The sequence below is a fragment of the Treponema ruminis genome (genome assembly GCF_014201975.1).
Classification (GTDB): domain Bacteria; phylum Spirochaetota; class Spirochaetia; order Treponematales; family Treponemataceae; genus Treponema_D; species Treponema_D ruminis.
Map to the genome: position 1 here is coordinate 239,239 of NZ_JACHFQ010000002.1, position 18,340 is coordinate 257,578.

The following is an 18,340-nucleotide window of genomic DNA, read 5'->3' on the forward strand; positions in this document are numbered from 1 at the left end:
AATTGGAAAGTATGGAAAAAGCCGTAAAACTTGAAGGCGTAACAAAACGCTTTCTCTCCACTTCAGACTCCCAGTATTCTGAGGCCCTAACGGACATTTCTTTTGAAGTTGCCAAAGGAAGCCTTACAATCGTTGCAGGAGCCAATGGCAGCGGAAAAAGCGTCCTCATGAAGCTTATTTCAGGCCTCATGAAGCCAAGCGAAGGAAAGATTTTTACCTCATCGAAGCCGGGCCTTGTCTTTCAGGAAGCAGGCACTCAGATTTTGGGCGATACTCCGAGGGAAGACGTGGCCGTGGGGCTTAAGAACATCAAAAAGCCTAAAAAAGAAATCCCGGCCCTGGTTGAAGCAGCCCTCAAAAATGTCCGCCTGTGCGAAAAAGCCGATTTTCCGGCAGAATTTCTTTCGGGCGGAGAAAAACGACGGCTTGCAGTTGCATCGATTCTTGCCATGGAGCGTGACATAATCATTTTTGACGAGCCTTACGCAAACCTGGACTATCCGGCTGTCCTCGATGTGAACAATCTCCTTTCCCAGCTTCACTCAGCAGGAAAGACAGTGATTCTCCTCACCCACGAACTTGAAAAATGCCTGGGGCTGGCTGACCACTTTTTGGTTCTGCAAAAGGGAAAGCTGGTCTTTGACGGAAAAGCCGGGGAAGCCCTAAAACTTCCGCTGGAAAAATGGTCAATCCGAAATCCCCTGGTCCGCTACGAGAACCTGAGCGATTTGATCTGGAGATAGTTTTTTATGGATAACGCAGCCTTCTTTCATTATAAAACGCAGAAAACTTTTCTCCATAAAGTCCCGCCCGCCCTCAAGATTCTTCTGATTCTCCTGCTTGCCCTGGCCGCTTTTTATCTTCCGGTCAAAATCTGCCTTATTTGCTATCCCATTCTGATTCTTTTTTCGGCAATCTTTTTACACTTCCGGCCTTCTGAAGTCTTTTCTGACCAGAAACCAATTCTGGCCTATATTTTTCTTCTCTACTTTGCAGGACTGATTCTGAACCTTTCACTTCATTTTTCAAATATTTCCTATCCGGCCCAAAGCTGGGAGCAAGTCTTCAGGGATTTTCACAAGGTCTTTATTCCAAACCTGACTTATCTGCCCCTTCTCGCCCATCTTGCCCTGTCACTTGAAATCACTTCGATTTTTTACAGGACGACCAGCCGGGGTCAGTTCAAGGATGGATTTGCCGCAATCGAAAGCTTCATCACTCGAAAGGACAGCACTCCGCTTTCTGACACTCTGGCCCTAGCCTTGGCTTTTATCCCAAGGATTTCAACTTTCTGGAAGAGGCTGGAACTTGCATGGCTGTCACGCGGGGGCAAAAAGTCCATCAGAAAAGCCATTTTTCTCTTTCCCAAACTTTTTCATGCCGCAATGAGGGAAGGATACGAAAAGAGCCTTGCAATTCAGAATAGAAGTTTGTAAAGTTTAATAAGAGGTAAAAAATGAGATGTCCATATTGCGGAAGCCTTGACGACAAGGTTCTTGAATCCAGAACAATGGCCAACGGTGAGTCAATCCGCCGTCGCCGTGAATGTGTCAGCTGCGGATTTAGGTTCACAAGCTACGAGCGAATTGAAGAAAAGCCTTTTATGGTGGTAAAGCGGGACGGACGCCGCCAGCCCTATGACAGGACAAAGCTTGAAAAGGGAATCGAGCGGGCCCTGGAAAAGCGCCCTGTCTCTTATGATACAAAAGAAAACATCCTCAACGATATTGAAGATCAGGCAATCATGAAGGGCCGTACCAACCGGGAAATCGCCACATCTGAGCTTGGTGAAATCGTACTGGAACGCCTCTACGAAACTGACAAGGTTGCCTATATCCGCTTTGCCTCGGTCTACCGCCACTTCGAGAATTTAGACGAATTCATCAAGGAAGCAAGGAAAATCAAAAAGGATAAAAGCTCAGAGCTTTCCAAGGCCGAAAAAGCCGAAGAAAAAAAATAAAAAAAATGCAGATTTTTTGTGTTTTCCTATTGACACAAAAGTATATTCTGCGTACAATAGATACATCTTTTGGGGGCATAGTCCAGCTGGTAGAACACCGGACTCATATTCCGTATGTCATAGGTTCAAGTCCTATTGCCCCTAACATTTGCAAACCCACGCTAGATGATAGCGTGGGTTTCTTTTTTTGTACGACATAATCTTTACGGACTTGAACCTACGGTTCTGCGCGGTTCGAGCACAGCTCTCACCGAGACTCACTAAAAACTTGCCTCGCAAGTTTTTGCGGCTCCGCCGCCGTTCGCTACCTATTGCCCCTAACATTTGCAAACCCACGCTAGATGATAGCGTGGGTTTTTTGTACGACATATTTTTTTAGTAATTCCATTTGATTAGGTGTTTTTTGGTTATGTCGATTAGTGTATTTAGACAGGTTACTACTAGGCCTATGAAAATTATTCCGGCTATTGCTTTGGTGTAGTTGGCGTAGTTTAGGGAATAGCGGACGTAGTAGCCCATTCCGCTGTCGGCGTCGAGAGGTTCAGTATTCGGGCTGAGTTTTTTATATTCTGCCGTCTCATAAACGGTTTTCTTATTTTCATCCTCGCGCCAGAGTTTAAGGAGAAGAGCCTGAAGGTTCTCACGGATTTTAGCATCCAAGGCACCGAAAGGCTCGTCCATAAGAAGGATTTCAGGGTTGCAGGCCATTGCACGCGCGATTGCAACACGCTGCTGCATTCCTCCCGAAAGCTCAGGCCTCGTAAGTCGTCTTCTCCGATTCATAGACCAGGCCAAGATTTTTAATTTCTATTAGACTTAAAGGAAAAAGATATTGCTGGAATGAAAGTGATTTTAGGAAGCCGGGAGATAAAAAAAGGACGCAGTTCGATTTACGACTTGCGTCCTGTAAGTAAGATTTCAGTTTTCTGTGAAGATTAGAGCTGGCCGCCCTCAACTACGAGAGAGTCTGCGTCTGAGTTAGGACCGTAAACGGCTCGCAAAGTTGCCTCGTAATCAGCGTGGAAGAATTTTTCGTTGCCGAGTTTTTTGATTTCTTCGTTGAGCCAGTTCAAAAGTGAAGAGTTTCCTTTTGTTACTGCCGGAGCGATTGTGTCGAGTGAACCAAGGGATTCAATTCCGACTGAGAAGCCAGGATTTTCGATTGCCCATGCGAGGACTTCTGTGTTGTCTGTAGAAAGACCTGCACCGCGTCCGTCAAGCAAAGCGTTGTATGCTTCTGAATACTGGTCGAATTTCAAAAGATTTACCTGAGGATAGTTTTCTGTGAAGAAAGTCTCGGCTGTTGTTCCTTTTGAAACAATCAAAGTCTTGCCGTTCAAGTCTTCCGGCTTTTTGATAAGGTCTTTGTCGTTTGAAACAACGCCCAAGGCACACTTCATGTAAGGAAGTGCGAAATCAACTTTTTCTGCGCGGGCCGGAGTAACAGTGAAGTTTGCCAGAACAAGGTCAACTTTTCCAGTCTCAAGAACCTCAACGCGGGCAGCAGCCTCAACAGGAACATACTTTACCTTTACGCCAAGGTCTTTTGCGATTCGCTCAGCGAAGTAAACGTCGTAACCCTGATACTTGCCGTACTCGTCAACATAGCCAAAAGGTTTTTTGTCAGAGAAAACGGCAATTTTGATTGTCTTGCTTTTTTTAATCTGCTCTACAGTGCGGAATTTTGGTTTTGCAAATGCAGAAACAGCCGTAAGTGCAACAAGTGAAGCTGCGATAAGTGTCTTAACTGATTTTTTCATATAATCACCTCGTTTTTGAAGATGATTAGTTATACCACCTCATTACCTACCATGTCAATGGGTAATAATAGGTTACTTCCTTCTTGCCTCAAACTCGAAGTTGCTCAAAAACTTCTTTGCGCGCTCGGTTTTCGGGTTTGTCCAGAATTCTTCCGGCGTTGCGATTTCCACGATTTCACCGCCGTCCATGAAGACAATTTTGTCTGCAACTGCGCGGGCAAACTGCATCTGGTGAGTTACAATCAGCATAGTTTTTCCGTCGTTGGCAAGATTCATCATAACGTCTAAGACTTCGCGCACAATTTCCGGGTCGAGGGCGGCAGTTACCTCGTCAAAAAGCATTACTTCCGGGTGCAGGCAGAGCATTCGAACGATTGCAACGCGCTGTTTCTGTCCGCCTGAAAGCTCTCGCGGGTAAGCGTTCTTTTTGTCTGCAAGTCCGACCCGCTCAAGCCACATTTCGGCTTCTTTTTCGACTTCCTTCATATCGAGGTTAAGTTCATGGGCGTGCTTTGGACCAAGAAGAAGGTTTTTCATCACATTGAGGTGAGGGAAAAGATCGTAGCTCTGGAAGACCATGCCGATTTTCTGGCGGATTAAGTGCATGTCCTTGCTGCGGTTTGAAATAACTTCACCGTCAAGCTTGATTTCTCCGTCCTGAATCGTCTCAAGGCCGTTGATACAGCGGAGCAAGGTTGATTTTCCGCAGCCGGAAGGACCGAGCACAACGATTACGTCGCCCTTCTCAACATTGAGGGAGATTCCCTTGAGGATTTCATTTTCACCGAAAGATTTGTGTATGTCTTTAATTTCCAATAATGGCATTTGTTTTCTCCTTTAGCAGGTGTTGCGGGCGGCGTTTGAGCCCGCAGAGGGGGTAGCGACCAACGAAGTGGGCGCGAGGGGGAGCCCTCCCCCTACAATTTATGCTCCAGTTTTTTTGCGCCCAGGTTCAAAAACCAGCAGACGAAAAAGTACATCATGAAAATCACGAAGTAGACCGCTATGCTGGCCGTCGGAACCGTGAGGCGGTTGGCCTCGATAATCTGCTGTCCGATTTTTACGACCTCGATTACTCCGACGAAAACCACCAGCGATGTCGTTTTTATCATTCGGGTAATCAGGTTCATCGAAAGCGGAATCAGGCTGCGGAGGCTCTGTGGAATTATTATGTAGAAAAAGACCTGCCTCTCTGTAAGTCCGATTGCCCGGCCGCTTTCATACTGATGCTTTGGAACGCTTTCAAGGGAGCCGCGCACAAGGTCGCCCATTTCGGCCGTTCCCCAGAGGGTAAAGACCAGAATGCTTGCCGCTTCTCCGCTGAGCGAAATGTCAAAGGCACGGGTGAGACCGTAATATGCCATGAAAAGAAGGACCATCTGCGGCATGATTCGCATGACTTCAAGGTAGACTTTGCAGAGGGCTTTAATCACACGGTTTTTGACCGTCATCAGCATTCCAAAAAGGATCCCCAGGACTACAGAAAAAGCGACTGAAACAAGGGCAATCCAGACAGTGACCCAGAGTCCGCCCAAAAGACGGATGAAATTCGTGCCCTTGGTGAGCACGCTGAATGCTGAAATTACGGCGTTAGCGGTTTCCGAACTGAGCATAACGCAGCCTCCTTTCGGCAAAAGATGCAATCACTGAAATTGGAAGAAGCAGAAAAAAATATGAGACACAGAGCAAAGTGAGCGCTTCGTCAGTTTTGTAGTAGAGGCCGATCAAATCCTTGGCGACATACATCAAGTCTGCAAGGGCGACTGCTGAAAAGACCGAAGTTTCCTTGATTAAGAACATGACGTTTGCACAGAAGCCCGGAACTGAAACGGAAATTGCCTGGGGCAAGATAACGTACTGAGTGACCTGGCGGGAAGTAAGGCCTATGCACTGGGCGCTTTCGACCTGAATTTTTGAGACCGATTCAAGAGCCGAGCGGAAAGTTTCTTCCATGTAGGAGCCACCCAGAAAAGTAAGGCCGATGATTGCACACTGAACCGAAGAAAGCTTGATTCCCATTCGCGGAAAGGCAAAATAAAGGAAAAAAAGCTGAATCAAAAGCGGAGTGTTACGGGAAAGTTCGATATAAGCGCCGACAATGCGCTGTAAGACCGGAATTTTAAAGTATTTTATGAGGGCACAGACTAAGCCCAGCAAAAACGATAGAAGAATCCCCGCAAGGGCAAGCTGAAATGTAAGCAAGGCCGCCTCTGCGTACATGGGAATAACTTTTTGAATAAACGCAAAATCCATATATGCCTAGCATTATAGTAGTTTTTGGGGAAAATGGGAACTCATAGCCAAAACCTTTAACGCCAATAGAAAACTTATATTAGGCACGCGTCAGATTTTTCGGTAAAACATAGTGCGACAGTAGGAATTGCAGCAAACTACTGAAAAAGGCACTGTTCTCCTCCTTATTCAGTGCCTTTCCTAAAAAGCACAAATTCTTCGCATGAAGAGTTAAATATATAAAAAAAAAACAGGAGCTAAAAAATGAAAAAAATCATTAAACCAATTGCAGGGGCATCAGTCCTTGCGCTCGCACTCACCTCTGCAACGGCAGAACTTAAAATCAAAAATCAGGCAAGAATCCGAACAAGTGCCTTGACTTATTCAAAACCTGTAGAAGGTGATGAATCTACGACTTTGTGGAACCTGAAGAACTCAAGTGCCGCCGACTATCTTGATTTTTATGCATCAAATGAATATGCCGGTGTTACAGTTGAGTCAGTAATTGATGCCGGAAACAAGGCAAAAAGTGGAGCAATCACATTCGATACATATTACGGCTGGATTAATTACGGTGACTTAAAATTCAGTTTCGGAGATTACGACAACCGTTTTACAAACCGTTACAACGTTACGGCAACAGAAGCCGGCCTTCTTGATTCGGACATTGCAAAATACGGAGTTTCAAACAAACTTTCATATGGTCTTAAAACAGATTCAACAGGAAAAAGCTCAATTTCAAAATCAGGCAAGACATGGCTCTATGACTTTGGAAACACGGCACAGATTGCAGGCGGTGAAAACCTTGCATTGCTCGCAGACTATACACTTCCTGAAGTTGCAGGAGGAAAACTTGTCCTGACAGCAGGCTTGCTTGAATCTGAATATGATAAAACTGAAAAAAGAAATCAGCAGGCAGGTTATGTTTTTGAAGCCGCATGGAAAGGTGAAAGCACAAGTCTTGATGTGATTTTCAAGAATCCTGAGAACAACGCTTATGGCGGAGCAGCATATCTTTCAATCAAACCGGCAGATGGAATTAATGCAGTCCTGGGATTCACAGGCGGCGCTCAGAAAGACGTTATCGACCTTGCATATGCAGTTGACGGAAGATTCCAGTATGCAGCAGACGCAATCAAGGCAACTTTCGTTGCAAAATTCTCTTCAATCAAACCTAAAGGTGCCGACAAAGCCGAAACAGGATTGGAATTCGGAACTGAAGTTTCTTATACTGTAAGTGACACAATTCTTGTAGCCCTTGATGCACGGCTTGATTACACCGACCTCGACAACAACGACAAGTCAAATCTCGGAGAAAACACAGTCACAATTTCACCAAGAGCAAAGTTCAGCGCAGGCCCTGCAGCAGCAATTACAACAGCAGTTGAGTTTACCCAGGCTCTCAACACAAGCGATGATTACAAAGCTGCGACAAAGACAGACGTAAAAATCCCGGTAATCTTCCGGGTTAAACTGTAAGCGGTTGAATTGAATTAAAAAAGTGTCATGGGGCTGTCCTTAAAGTTGAAAATTTTCAGCGAAGGGGCAGCCTTTTTCATTTTAAAACACTACTGTTCAAGATAAGCGTAAGAAGTGACAGAACTGAGATTCCTGCAAATACCTGAAGGGGATAAAAGACGACGGCTTCTTCTGGAATCAGCATTGCAAGAACTGACATGGCAGCGGCAGGCGGAAATGGGAATGAAAAAAGTTTGACCAGTCCCAAAACCATAGCTCCGGCAAGGAGAACCGCAAGAGTCAGAGGAAAGCCCAGAGTGATTGAAATAAAATAGCGGCTGAGGCTTCCTGCCAGGGCACAGAGAGTGACCAATAAAATGACTGCGAAAAATCTTTTGGCTGCGGGACTGTTTTTGTTGCACAGCTCAGTGAAAGCGACTAAAAGCGGCGGTGCGATGCAGAATTTCACGCCAAACCTGAGGGCTATGACAGAAATAAGGGCTACAAAAATCGTGCGGAAGGCAAAAGCTGCAAAAAATTCTTTTGGATTGTAATTTACAGGCTCGTAAGCGTTTTTTTCCTTGATTTTCAGTTTTTCAAGAGTCAGGCTGAGAAGAATTACAAGAAGCGTGAGGGAAAAAGCCGCTATCAGGTAGACCGGACTTTTTGTTTGAATCAAAATCGGCAGGGCAATTGCCGAAATCATTGGGGCGAAAGAAGTCTTTGAGAAGAAGAGGACAAGCTGACCGATTATAAATCCCAGTGAAAATTGAATCCAGAGAGGAAAAGGAGCAAAAAGGACAATCAAAAGGCCGAAAAGTGCGCATATCGAAATAGACGCGAGCATTTTAAGGTAATTAGTCCGCCAGACAAGACGCGGAGCAAGAAAGCATCCTGCGCAAAGAGCCGCAACTTCCGGGAATATGACTTCCCTTTCTCCAAGAACTTCCGAAGCGGCAATCATAACGAAGAGCACAAAAAACATGAAGAAGCTTTTCATGCCTTCATTATATCAAAGTGACGAAGAATTTGAAAATCGTGGGCTGGGAGTTTCCCTTTATGCCCCTATTTTTTAATTTTCTTTCTGATGTCAGAAAGCCTGTTCAGAGCTTCGTTCAGAGTTTCGTCCTTTTTGGCAAAATGCAGGCGGACGTAGCGGTTTTCGCTCTCCTTGAAGAAAGAAGAGCCTGGAACTGAGCCGACTCCGACATCGCGGGCAAGGACTTCTGCAAATTCCAAATCTGATTCATAGCCGAACTCGGAAATATCAATCAGAATGTAGTAAGCACCTTCCGGAACCGTGTGATTCAAGCCGATTGAGTCTAAGCCGCGAAGGAAAAGGTCACGCTTGCTGGTGTATTTTTCCTGCAGGCATGAGTAATAGTCGTCGCCGAATTTTAAGCCCGTGACTGCCGCTTCCTGTAAGGGTGCTGCGGCTCCGACGGTCAGAAAATCGTGTACTTTTTTGATTCTCTCCGTGATTTCAGGATTTGCCTGAGTGTAGCCGAGACGCCAGCCTGTGATTGAGTATGTTTTTGAAAGTGAGTTGCATGTAATCGTGCGCTCTTTCATACCCGGAAGAGAAGCCATGTAGGTGTGGACGTTCGGCTTGTAGAGGATGTGCTCGTAAACTTCATCTGTGATTACGAAGGTGTCGTATTTTTTTGCAAGAGTTGCGATTGTCTCAAGTTCCTCGCGGGTGAAAACCTTTCCGCAAGGATTTGACGGATTGCAGACGATGATTGCCTTTGGCCTCTGCTTAAAAGCATCCTCAAGGACAGCCTCGTCAAAGCGGAAGGTCGGCGGAATAAGAGGAACATAAATCGGGTCTGCCCCGCTCAGAATCGTGTCGGCTCCGTAATTTTCATAGAAAGGAGAAAAGACGATTACCTTGTCGCCGGGATTCGTAACGCTCATCATGGCAGCCATCATGGCCTCGGTTGAACCACAGGTAACGACAAGCTCTTCATTCGGATTTACAGAAACGCCCGAAAAATGCTGGATTTTTGCGGCAAGTGCCTCACGGAAATTCTGTGCTCCCCAGGTGATTGCGTACTGGTGAAAGTCTTCCTTTGTGACCTGGGCAAGCCTTTCAAGAATTTCGCGCGGAGGCTCAAAATCAGGGAAGCCCTGCGAAAGATTCACTGCTCCGTACTGATTTGAAATGCGTGTCATGCGGCGGATAACAGAATCTGTGAAATTTGCGGTTCGACTTGATAATGCTGGCATATTTTCCTCTATTTTACATAGCTGATTTTAGGATTCAGGATTCCCTGCGGGTCAAAGGCGAGTTTCACGCTGTTCATAAGCGCAACATTTTCGGCAGGTGTTTCTTTGAAGAAGAAATCCCGCTTGCTCACGCCAAGACCGTGCTCGCCTGAAATCAGTCCGCCAAGATTATGTGCCTTTGCGTAGAGTTTTTCAAGATTTGCGTGGAGTTCACTCTCCCACTCTGCATCACTTCGACTTCCGCGCACTACGCAAAGGTGGACATTTCCGTCGCCAGCATGACCGAAGCTTATCATCTGCATTCCGCTCTGTCTTTCAAGCTCGTTTACGAACTCGACGAAATCGGGGATTTTGGAAATCGGCACGACAATATCAAGCGGTTCCTGCTCGCTCACGGCTTCCACCGCCTTTACAAGACAGCCCCGGATGCGCCAGACATTCTGTGCCAGAGCCGCGTCATCAAGGGAAATGATTTTTTCTGCGGAAGACTTGAGCACTTCTCCAAGTTTTGCAAAGGCTGAGTCAATTTCTTCTTTGCTGCCGTCGAAAGTGAGCAAAAGATAGGCTTCGCTTTCAAGCGGGAATTTGATTTTCAAAAAATCCTCGCCAAGCTTTACGACCTTTCTTTCGATGAACTCCAGTGCCGTCGGATTGAGGTTTGCCTTGAGGATTTTTGGAACGGCTTCGATTCCAGCTTTTAGCGATCCAAAGCCGGCCAGAAGGCTCAATGATTTTTCAGGCTTTCCGATCAGGCGGAGAAGACATTTTGTGATTATGGCAAGAGTTCCCTCCGAACCGATTACGACGTCCTTCAAATCAAGGCCTGTCGTGTCCTTGCGGTTTTTGCTTCCGACCGTAATGACAGTGCCGTCTGCTTTTACAAGCTCCAGGGCCATGACATAGTTTCGGGTGACTCCGTATTTGACTGCCCTCATGCCCCCGGCGTTTGTGGAAATATTTCCGCCTATTGAAGCCCGCTTTTCGCCCGGATCAGGCGGATAAAAAAGCCCCTCGCCTTCCACATATTTCTGAAAATCCTCAAGAATGACTCCCGGTTCAACCCAGGCGGTAAAGTTCTCCTTATCAAGTTCAAGAACTTTGTTCATCAAGGAAAAGTCGATGATGATTGCTCCGTCGTGTGGAACAGTAGAGCCGACAAGATTCGTGCCCGCCCCGCGCGGAGTGAGAGGAATCCTGTTTTCATAGGCGAACTTTGCGACCGCACTTACCTCCTCTGTGGAAACCGGGAAGACAAGAGCCGAAGCCGAGCCTTTTTTGCGACCGAGCGTGTCGGAAAGGTATTTGGCTTCGATTGAAGGAGCAAAAACAAGACGATTTTTATCAGAAATAATGTTTGAAAGTTCGGTTATGTCTGCCATTTTTTTATTCTTATTTGTAGTTTTTCAGTTCGTCAATGTCCCAGCCTACAGGTCTGAGAGCACCAGTGAATTTTTTCTCAAGAACTTTTGCAGTTGCTTCTTTCTGAAATTCTTTTGCGATTTCATCAAATAGTTTCACACGATTTTTATCACTCAAATCAGAAGTTCGTGCCGCAATCAGGTTCCAGTAAGGAGTGTCAGGGTGAAGTTCTGTTGCAATTGCAAGTTTTGGGTCAATTCCAAAATCAAGCGCATAATTTCCGTTGATAACTGCTGCTGTAACATCAACCAGAGCGGATGGAATCAGGTTGGAAGCCAGCTGCTTGAATTTTACGCCAGTCGGAATAGATTCAATATCATCAAGAGTAGGATTAAATCCTGCATTTTCTTTTAATTTGATGATTCCTACCGAATCCAAAAGTTTGAGTGCACGGCCTTCGTTTGTAGCTTCGTTCGGAATAGCTATGATATCGCCTTCTTTGAGTTCGCTTACGGATTTAATTTTTACGGAAAAAACTTTAAGAGGTGCATAGATTGTGTTTGCAACCCGCTGAAGATGATAACCGTGACTTTTTACTTCAGATTCAAAGAATACACGGCTAAGGCAGGCATGTAAATCAATCTCCCCGTCTTCAAGAGCACGGCTTGGAGCAACATAATCTGAAAACTGAACGAGCTTAACGTTAATTCCTTTTTTTGCAAGATTCTTAATAGCCGGTTCCCAGACATCATCATACATTGCGCCTGTTACACCGATTTTTACGACCTGCTTTGACTTTTTAGCAGCTCCATAAACTGATGCGAATGCAAAACCAGCGAGCAGAACTGCCGCAATAATTTTTTTCATAACGGTCTCCTATTTTTTTAACTTTTTGTATAGGCTGAACATCACCGGATTAATATGGCAATATCCGCCGGGATTTTTCTCAAGATATTTTTGGTGGTATTCTTCCGCCGTGTAGAAATTATTCAAAGGAAGAACTTCCACGGCAAGTTTCTGACCGATTTTCTTTTCCTGTTCTGAAACTACCTTTTCGATTGAAGGAAGCAATTCCGAATCTTCATAGTAAATTCCGGTTCTGTACTGTATTCCTTCATCCTCTCCCTGTTTGTTCACAGAGAGAGGGTCAATAATCAGAAAGTAGTATTCAAGAAGTTTTTCGATGGAAATCAATTTCTCATCAAAATCAATTTTGACGGTTTCTGCATGCCCGCTGTTGTGATGCTTAACATCCTCATAGCTCGGATTTTCTGTATTTCCGTTAGCATATCCTGTGACAGTTTTTCTAACACCGTCAAACTGATCAAAAAACTTCTGCGTACCCCAAAAACATCCTGCGGCAAGATAAATAGTTTTCATTCTGAATCCTAGAACTCGTCTATGTCCCAGCCTTCTTTGATGAAGTAGCCGCCGAAGTCCTTGTTGAAGACTTTTTCTGTCTCGGCTGTCTGGAAAGCTTTTACGACTTTCTTGAAGATTTCGACTTTTGCGCTGTCCTGAAGGTCTTTGCCGCGGGCTGCGATGAGGTTCCAGTAGGCTTTTTCTGAGACCGATGTGTCCTTGAAGATTGCTGACTCGGTTTTGATTCCGAAGTCGAGGGCGTAGTTTCCGTTTACGATTGCAGCGTCAACATCCTTGAGGGCGGCCGGAATTGTGTTTGCCGCAAGTTCCTTGATTACGATGCCGCTCTTGTTTTCTGCGATGTCATTTACTGTCGGATTGAAGCCTGCGTCTGATTTGAGGGTGATGAGACCTGCTGCAGCCAGAACTTTGATTGCGCGTCCGCCGTTTGTAACATCGTTCGGGATTGCGACGATTGAGCCTGATTTAAGTTCTGAAACTGACTTTACTTTGACTGAGTAAAGGTTGAGAGGGATGATGAATGTGTTTCCGATGAGTTTTACATCGTATTTGTGGTTGTCGATTTCGTTCTGGAGGAAGATTCGGTGCTGGAAAGCGTTCAAATCGATTTCGCCGTTTGAAAGAGCGTTGTTCGGTGTAACATAGTCAGAGAACTGGACGAACTTGAGGTCGATTCCCTGCTTTTTTAGTAGCTTCTGAGCAGGTGCCCACAAGTCCTCATAGATTGAACCAACGACGCCCAATTTGACGACGGTGTTCTTCTTTTTAGCCGCGAAAACTGATGTGAGAGCGACTGCTCCGATTAAAACTGCTGCGATAATTTTTTTCATATTTGACTCCTTAATGTTTTGTATTCCCTATTAGGTTAGTAGGTTTTAAGATGATATTGTTATAATGATATTTACCTAGTTAGTCAATGGGTAATAATAAAAAAAATGTGATTTTTCAGAGTGAAGAAGTTCAAAATAACGCCTATATTTGACGAGTGAATGTTGATATAATGGAATATAATTAAAAGTGCAGGATACATAAATGACCGACTCAGAACTCAAAACCCTAAAAGACAACCTCTGGCACGCAGCAGATGTACTTCGTGCCAGCGCCCACTTAGCAGCAAATAAATACGGACAGCCAATTTTAGGCTTAATCTTTTTGCGCTACGCAGACATTCTTTACAAACAGCACAAAGCAGAAATTGAAGCCGAATACAATAAATCAAAAGGCACACGAGCCGAAAAATCCATAAAAGAAATCTCTATCAAATACTGCGGTTTTTACCTTCCGCCAGAAGCTTATTACACAACAATCAACGACGCGCCAGATGACGCAAACAAAGCAACCCTCGTAAAAAAGGCGATGGAAGCCATAGAACGCGAAAACGAAAAAATGGACGGCGTTCTTCCAAAAGAAGTATACGGCCAGCTCGTGCCGGAAGAAGAGCCTGAACTCCTTTCCAACATCATGCGCATCTTTATGGATATTCCGGAAAACATCAGCGTAGACCTCTTTGGCGAAATCTACGAATTCTTCCTCGGCGAATTTGCCCTTCAGGAAGGAAAAGACGGCGGAACCTTCTATACACCTGCAACCGTAGTCCGCTACATGGTAGAAGTTCTCCAGCCGCAAAATGGCGAAAAGAAAATCTTAGACCCGGCCTGTGGTTCCGGCGGTATGTTTGTTCAGGCAGCCCGCTTTATGCACCGCCACAACAAATCTTCTGATGAAGTAATGAAGTTCCGCTGCTACGGCGTAGAAAAAGAACCCGACACCGTAAAGCTTGCAAAAATGAATCTTCTTTTGAACAACGTCCGCGGCGAAATCGTAGAAGCAAACTCCTTCTATTCAGACCCACACAATGCAGTAGGCAACTTTGATTACGTAATGGCAAATCCGCCATTCAACGTAGACGAAGTTGTGTATGACAAAGTAAAAGACGACCCGCGCTTTAATATCTACGGAGTTCCAAAGAACAAATCCAAAACAGCCAAAAAAGGCAGCGACAAAAAAGAAACAGTTCCAAATGCAAACTACCTCTGGATAAGTTATTTTGCAAGCTCACTCAATGCTACAGGAAAAGCAGCCCTTGTTATGGCAAACTCCGCAAGCGATGCCGGCGGTTCAGAACTTGAAATCCGCAAAAAGATGATAGAAGAAGGAATTATCAGCCAGATGGTAACCCTTCCAAGCAATATGTTTTCTTCCGTTACGCTTCCTGCAACCCTCTGGTTCTTCGACAAACAGAAAACCCAGGACGAGCAGAAGAAAGACAAAATCCTTTTTATAGATGCCCGCTCTATCTTTACCCAGGTAGACCGTGCCCACAGAAAATTCAGCGACGAGCAGATAAAAAATCTGGGAATCATCACCCGCCTCTACAATGGCGACACCCAGGCCTTTAAAGACCTCATAGCAGAATACACCGCCGCCCTTAAAGCAGCCCCTCAAGCAAGCGACGACAAAGAAGTAAAAACAAAAAACTACTGGCAGACTCAGATAGACTGGCTTAATGAACGCTTTCCAAACGGCACCTACACCGATGTAATAGGCCTCTGCAAAGCCGCCAGCATAGAAGGCGAAGACGGCATCCGCGACCAGGATTATTCCCTCAATGCCGGCCGCTACGTCGGAGTTGTAATCGAAGACGATGGCATGACCGAAGCTGAGTTCAAAGCCAAAATGCTGGGCCTCAACACCGAGCTTGGTGACTTAAGCAAAGAAGCCGCAACTCTCGAAAAACAGATTGCAGATAATTTGAAGGAGTTGATTAGTTAGGGCGTTCCCGCCGCTTTGCGTCGGTCGGGCTTTCCGGGGTTCCGTACGCTGCGCTACCTCCATTCTCGCTTCGCGAGAACGGCTGCACCGCCCCTACAATCCCTAACGCGTGAAAGCTCGCAAGAGGGCAAAAAAACTTGTCATCCCGAACTTGTTTCGGGATCTATAAAAGAGAATTAGGAAAATGGAAACACGAACTTACACATTAAAAGACATTTCTCTAAATATTTGTGATGGAGTACATAATACAGTCATTGATGATGAAAATGGAGACTGTTTATTATTGAGTGCAAAAAATATTCAATGTGGAAGAATTGTTTTTGATGAAAATACAGATAGAAAAATAAATCGTGAATTATGTAATAAATTAAAAAAACGAACAAAATTATCAAAAAATGATATTGCAATAACAACAGTTGGAGCAAATGTTGGAGACTTAGCAATAGTTGGTGATGGTTCTGAAAATTATGAATTTCAAAGAAGTGTAGGAATAATAAAAGCCAATACAAAAATTGCAGATCCTATATTTCTTTTTTACTTGCTGGGAACAAATTCATTTAATTATTATTTCCATGTAATTGCAACGGGGTCAGCACAACCTTGCTTGTTTTTAGGAACTTTAAATAAAATAAAGGTTCAACTTCCCCCTATCCCCACCCAACAAAAAATCGCCTCAATACTATCAGCCTACGACAACCTCATACAAAACTACAAAAAGCAGATAGAAGCCCTGCAAACCGCCGCAAGCGAACTCTACAAAGAATGGTTCGTCCGCTTCCGCTTCCCCGGCTGGCAAACCACCGAGTTTGAAAATGGAATTCCAGAGGGGTGGAAGGTAGAAAGAATTGGAAATGTTGGTGAAGTAATTGGTGGAGGAACACCTTCAACAGAAAATGAAGAATATTGGGATGGTGATATTCCTTGGCTCTCTCCTGTTGATTTATCTGATAATACAAATGTTTATGTCAGTCGAGGATCAAAAAATATAACTGAATTAGGTTTGAAAAAATCAAGTGCAAAAATGATGCCTAAAGATACTGTTTTACTTTCATCACGGGCACCTGTCGGTTATGTTGCATTAGCCAAAAATCCGATATGTACAAATCAAGGATTCAAAAGCGTTGTTTGTAATACATCTGTGATTCAACCAATATATTTATATTATTACTTCAGAATGAATAAAAACTATTTGCAGAGCATAGCAAGTGGAGCAACTTTTCCTGAATTATCTGGTTCAATGATGAAAAAAATAAAAGTTCTTCTTCCGCCAGAAAAAGTACAACAACAGTTTTCAGAAAGGGCAAATTCTTTTATTGCAAAAGCAGAACTCCTTTCCGAACAAATCACCAACCTGACACAACAGCGTAACTTGTTGTTACCTAGATTGATGAGTGGTAAACTTGAATTAAAATAATTAAAAGGGAAGAAAAAAAATGAGTTACTTTGCAGAACAAAAAACAATAAGAGAGTTATTAACATCTCAGTTATATCGTATTCCAAGAAATCAAAGAAAATATGTTTGGAATCATGATAATTGGGAAGATTTGTTTTCTGATTTAGAGTTTGCAACTTCAAATAACACAAACCATTTTATAGGAAGTATTGTTTTATTAAAAGAAAAAGAAAAAGTTGATGGTTTGTCAAAATTTACTGTTATTGATGGACAACAACGATTATTCACAATTACAATCTTTTTATCAGCATTACTATTTATAATGAAAAAAAACAACTTGGAATCAGATTATTATGGAACTGAAAAATATATTGCAACAAAGGATGATAAGAATAATTCACACCATATTTTTTATTCATCCTATCATTTAGGATTAGATAAAATAATAAGCGCAATTCAGACCATACCTTTTGGTGAAGTTCCTACGCTATCTTCGTTCTTAAAAATTTATATCACAGATAAGAAAAAAGATAAAAATATCGAAGAAGCATTTGAATACTATGTACAAAAAATTGAAGAATTTATAACTAAACAAAATGGTGAAACTGGAAAGATAACAGTATTGAGAGATTCTATCATAAATACAGAATATGTACGTATTGAAGCTACAACAGAAGAAGATTCTTATACTATCTTTGAAATTCTGAATGCTCGAGGTCAAAATTTAGCCGATCATGAGTTATTAAAAAATTATGTCATGCGTTATATCAGGCCAATTGAAAAAGTTGATGAAGTAAAACAAGAATGGGAAGATATGGAAAAACTTCTTGGCGCAGGAATTAATAAATATCTCTTACACTATCTAATCCATAGATACAAAATAAATGATAATGACAGGAAGGATGCATATAAAGCAATAAAAACATATGTAAAGGCAAATAATGTAGAAGCATTTTTTAGTGACTTTATTCAGAAGTCTGTTTATTATTCAAAACTATATAATCCACTTTTAGTTGATTCTGAAGGAAATCAAATTTGTTCACCTGAGGAGTATTCAATTTTTAAATTCTTTAAATCAAAAAGACAGGAACAATTTAGACCAGTAATTCTTAGTTTAATGCACCAATTAGATTTAGAAAAAATAACAAACGAACAATATAAAGAAGCTATAACATTTATAAAACAGTTTTTTATTTGTTATACACTTATCGGAAAAGAGAAATCAAATACTATAACATCTGTTATTTCTGAATATGCTTATAAATTAGAAAGAAATTTTGATGATGGGGCATTATCTAAATTTTATGAAAGTTTTAAAAAACGAATTCCTAATAAAGAATGGTTTAAGAAAGCCTTTTCTACAATAGGTTATTCAAATCATTTTAAATTTTATAAAGATCCTAAGGAAACCGAGAAAGCAAAACTTGTATTGGAAATATATGAAGAATATTTAGGAAATAAAAATATGCCAGCAGAATATACTATTGAACATATTTTACCAGATTCTGATGGAGAACAAAATTCAAATATAGGAAATTTATTACCTCTAGAAAAGGATTTAAATGAACGGTGTGATAACTTGCCATTAAAGCAAAAAATACCTATTTACAAGGAATCTGAATTCAAGAGTGTAAAAAGATTCGTGAAATCATATGAAGGCAGGGAAGAAAATTTTAATGTTCTAAATAGGATGTCACATTTAGCTGATGATTTTTATAAGATGATTAATTCATAGCATTGATGAATAATAAACACCATGGAAACAATTATCTTTGATAATAAGAGTTGGAATAT

Annotated in this window: 18 protein-coding genes and 1 tRNA gene; 8 read left to right on the forward strand and 11 right to left on the reverse strand. The window is 42.9% G+C overall.

Annotation, left to right across the window (positions count from 1 at the left end; genetic code table 11):
- Positions 1-11 precede the first annotated feature (11 nt).
- From HNP76_RS03450 to HNP76_RS03465, 4 genes are all read left to right on the forward strand, one after another.
- A complete protein-coding gene (locus tag HNP76_RS03450; RefSeq protein ID WP_184657533.1) occupies positions 12-743 on the forward strand; it encodes an energy-coupling factor ABC transporter ATP-binding protein in 732 nt (243 codons plus the stop codon).
- Between the two features lie 6 nt (positions 744-749).
- On the forward strand, positions 750-1,436 hold the full coding sequence (locus HNP76_RS03455) for a hypothetical protein (RefSeq protein WP_184657535.1): 687 nt from the start codon (positions 750-752) through the stop codon (positions 1,434-1,436).
- A 20-nt stretch (positions 1,437-1,456) separates the two neighbouring features.
- Complete coding sequence (nrdR, locus tag HNP76_RS03460) at positions 1,457-1,960, forward strand: transcriptional regulator NrdR (RefSeq protein WP_184657537.1); 504 nt, start codon at positions 1,457-1,459, stop codon at positions 1,958-1,960.
- 71 nt (positions 1,961-2,031) lie between these two features.
- Positions 2,032-2,104: transfer RNA gene (locus tag HNP76_RS03465), tRNA-Met, on the forward strand.
- Positions 2,105-2,335: 231 nt separating this feature from the next.
- Here the strand turns inward: HNP76_RS03465 and HNP76_RS14540 are convergent.
- The 5 genes from HNP76_RS14540 to HNP76_RS03490 all read right to left on the reverse strand — a co-directional run bounded on the left by HNP76_RS14540 (position 2,336) and on the right by HNP76_RS03490 (position 5,973).
- Positions 2,336-2,698, reverse strand: a complete 363-nt coding sequence (locus HNP76_RS14540; protein ID WP_184657539.1) for an ATP-binding cassette domain-containing protein — start codon at positions 2,696-2,698, stop codon at positions 2,336-2,338.
- 197 nt (positions 2,699-2,895) lie between these two features.
- Entirely contained in the window at positions 2,896-3,720 is an 825-nt protein-coding gene (locus HNP76_RS03475) for a cysteine ABC transporter substrate-binding protein (protein WP_184657541.1), read from the reverse strand.
- Between the two features lie 72 nt (positions 3,721-3,792).
- Positions 3,793-4,545: an amino acid ABC transporter ATP-binding protein gene (locus tag HNP76_RS03480; RefSeq protein WP_184657543.1), complete on the reverse strand. Its 753-nt coding sequence runs from the start codon at positions 4,543-4,545 to the stop codon at positions 3,793-3,795.
- Between the two features lie 92 nt (positions 4,546-4,637).
- Positions 4,638-5,333 carry an amino acid ABC transporter permease gene (locus HNP76_RS03485; protein WP_184657545.1) on the reverse strand — a complete coding sequence of 232 codons (696 nt, stop codon included), beginning with the start codon at positions 5,331-5,333 and terminating at the stop codon, positions 4,638-4,640.
- Positions 5,311-5,973: an amino acid ABC transporter permease gene (locus HNP76_RS03490; RefSeq protein ID WP_184657547.1), complete on the reverse strand. Its 663-nt coding sequence runs from the start codon at positions 5,971-5,973 to the stop codon at positions 5,311-5,313. Before HNP76_RS03490 ends, HNP76_RS03485 begins: the two co-directional genes overlap by 23 nt.
- 243 nt (positions 5,974-6,216) lie before the next feature.
- On the opposite strand from HNP76_RS03490, the gene HNP76_RS03495 reads away from it, so the two are divergent.
- Positions 6,217-7,431: a hypothetical protein gene (locus HNP76_RS03495; RefSeq protein ID WP_184657549.1), complete on the forward strand. Its 1,215-nt coding sequence runs from the start codon at positions 6,217-6,219 to the stop codon at positions 7,429-7,431.
- Positions 7,432-7,507: 76 nt separating this feature from the next.
- Here the strand turns inward: HNP76_RS03495 and HNP76_RS03500 are convergent, their stop codons facing one another.
- From HNP76_RS03500 to HNP76_RS03525, 6 genes are all read right to left on the reverse strand, one after another.
- The gene (locus tag HNP76_RS03500) at positions 7,508-8,410 is read right to left on the reverse strand and encodes a hypothetical protein (RefSeq protein WP_184657551.1); all 903 of its coding nucleotides are present in this window, start codon (positions 8,408-8,410) and stop codon (positions 7,508-7,510) included.
- Between the two features lie 65 nt (positions 8,411-8,475).
- Entirely contained in the window at positions 8,476-9,639 is a 1,164-nt protein-coding gene (locus tag HNP76_RS03505) for a pyridoxal phosphate-dependent aminotransferase (protein ID WP_184657553.1), read from the reverse strand.
- An 8-nt stretch (positions 9,640-9,647) separates the two neighbouring features.
- Positions 9,648-11,018: an FAD-binding oxidoreductase gene (locus HNP76_RS03510; RefSeq protein WP_184657555.1), complete on the reverse strand. Its 1,371-nt coding sequence runs from the start codon at positions 11,016-11,018 to the stop codon at positions 9,648-9,650.
- A 10-nt stretch (positions 11,019-11,028) separates the two neighbouring features.
- Positions 11,029-11,865 (reverse strand): MetQ/NlpA family ABC transporter substrate-binding protein, encoded by an 837-nt coding sequence (locus HNP76_RS03515; protein ID WP_184657557.1) that lies wholly within the window; start codon positions 11,863-11,865, stop codon positions 11,029-11,031.
- Positions 11,866-11,874: 9 nt separating this feature from the next.
- Positions 11,875-12,378, reverse strand: coding sequence for a peptide-methionine (S)-S-oxide reductase MsrA (gene msrA / locus HNP76_RS03520; protein WP_184657559.1), 504 nt, complete (start codon positions 12,376-12,378; stop codon positions 11,875-11,877).
- 8 nt (positions 12,379-12,386) lie between these two features.
- A complete protein-coding gene (locus HNP76_RS03525; RefSeq protein ID WP_184657561.1) occupies positions 12,387-13,211 on the reverse strand; it encodes a MetQ/NlpA family ABC transporter substrate-binding protein in 825 nt (274 codons plus the stop codon).
- Positions 13,212-13,413: 202 nt separating this feature from the next.
- On the opposite strand from HNP76_RS03525, the gene HNP76_RS03530 reads away from it, so the two are divergent.
- From HNP76_RS03530 to HNP76_RS03540, 3 genes are all read left to right on the forward strand, one after another.
- Positions 13,414-15,153, forward strand: coding sequence for a type I restriction-modification system subunit M (locus HNP76_RS03530; protein WP_184657563.1), 1,740 nt, complete (start codon positions 13,414-13,416; stop codon positions 15,151-15,153).
- 184 nt (positions 15,154-15,337) lie between these two features.
- Positions 15,338-16,567 carry a restriction endonuclease subunit S gene (locus HNP76_RS03535; protein WP_184657565.1) on the forward strand — a complete coding sequence of 410 codons (1,230 nt, stop codon included), beginning with the start codon at positions 15,338-15,340 and terminating at the stop codon, positions 16,565-16,567.
- A gap of 19 nt (positions 16,568-16,586) precedes the next feature.
- The gene (locus HNP76_RS03540) at positions 16,587-18,281 is read left to right on the forward strand and encodes a DUF262 domain-containing protein (protein WP_184657567.1); all 1,695 of its coding nucleotides are present in this window, start codon (positions 16,587-16,589) and stop codon (positions 18,279-18,281) included.
- The last annotated feature ends 59 nt before the right edge of the window (positions 18,282-18,340 follow it).

Coding starts and splice junctions, on each gene's coding strand:
- HNP76_RS03485 (WP_184657545.1), bottom strand. CDS start 5,333: ATGCTCAGTTCGGAAACCGCTAACGCCGTAATTTCAGCATTCAGCGTG.
- nrdR (WP_184657537.1), top strand. CDS start 1,457: ATGAGATGTCCATATTGCGGAAGCCTTGACGACAAGGTTCTTGAATCC.
- HNP76_RS03510 (WP_184657555.1), bottom strand. CDS start 11,018: ATGGCAGACATAACCGAACTTTCAAACATTATTTCTGATAAAAATCGT.
- HNP76_RS03505 (WP_184657553.1), bottom strand. CDS start 9,639: ATGCCAGCATTATCAAGTCGAACCGCAAATTTCACAGATTCTGTTATC.
- HNP76_RS03530 (WP_184657563.1), top strand. CDS start 13,414: ATGACCGACTCAGAACTCAAAACCCTAAAAGACAACCTCTGGCACGCA.
- HNP76_RS03480 (WP_184657543.1), bottom strand. CDS start 4,545: ATGCCATTATTGGAAATTAAAGACATACACAAATCTTTCGGTGAAAAT.
- HNP76_RS03535 (WP_184657565.1), top strand. CDS start 15,338: ATGGAAACACGAACTTACACATTAAAAGACATTTCTCTAAATATTTGT.
- HNP76_RS03455 (WP_184657535.1), top strand. CDS start 750: ATGGATAACGCAGCCTTCTTTCATTATAAAACGCAGAAAACTTTTCTC.
- HNP76_RS03475 (WP_184657541.1), bottom strand. CDS start 3,720: ATGAAAAAATCAGTTAAGACACTTATCGCAGCTTCACTTGTTGCACTT.
- HNP76_RS03525 (WP_184657561.1), bottom strand. CDS start 13,211: ATGAAAAAAATTATCGCAGCAGTTTTAATCGGAGCAGTCGCTCTCACA.
- msrA (WP_184657559.1), bottom strand. CDS start 12,378: ATGAAAACTATTTATCTTGCCGCAGGATGTTTTTGGGGTACGCAGAAG.
- HNP76_RS03500 (WP_184657551.1), bottom strand. CDS start 8,410: ATGAAAAGCTTCTTCATGTTTTTTGTGCTCTTCGTTATGATTGCCGCT.
- HNP76_RS03515 (WP_184657557.1), bottom strand. CDS start 11,865: ATGAAAAAAATTATTGCGGCAGTTCTGCTCGCTGGTTTTGCATTCGCA.
- HNP76_RS14540 (WP_184657539.1), bottom strand. CDS start 2,698: ATGCAGCAGCGTGTTGCAATCGCGCGTGCAATGGCCTGCAACCCTGAA.
- HNP76_RS03450 (WP_184657533.1), top strand. CDS start 12: ATGGAAAAAGCCGTAAAACTTGAAGGCGTAACAAAACGCTTTCTCTCC.
- HNP76_RS03495 (WP_184657549.1), top strand. CDS start 6,217: ATGAAAAAAATCATTAAACCAATTGCAGGGGCATCAGTCCTTGCGCTC.
- HNP76_RS03490 (WP_184657547.1), bottom strand. CDS start 5,973: ATGGATTTTGCGTTTATTCAAAAAGTTATTCCCATGTACGCAGAGGCG.
- HNP76_RS03540 (WP_184657567.1), top strand. CDS start 16,587: ATGAGTTACTTTGCAGAACAAAAAACAATAAGAGAGTTATTAACATCT.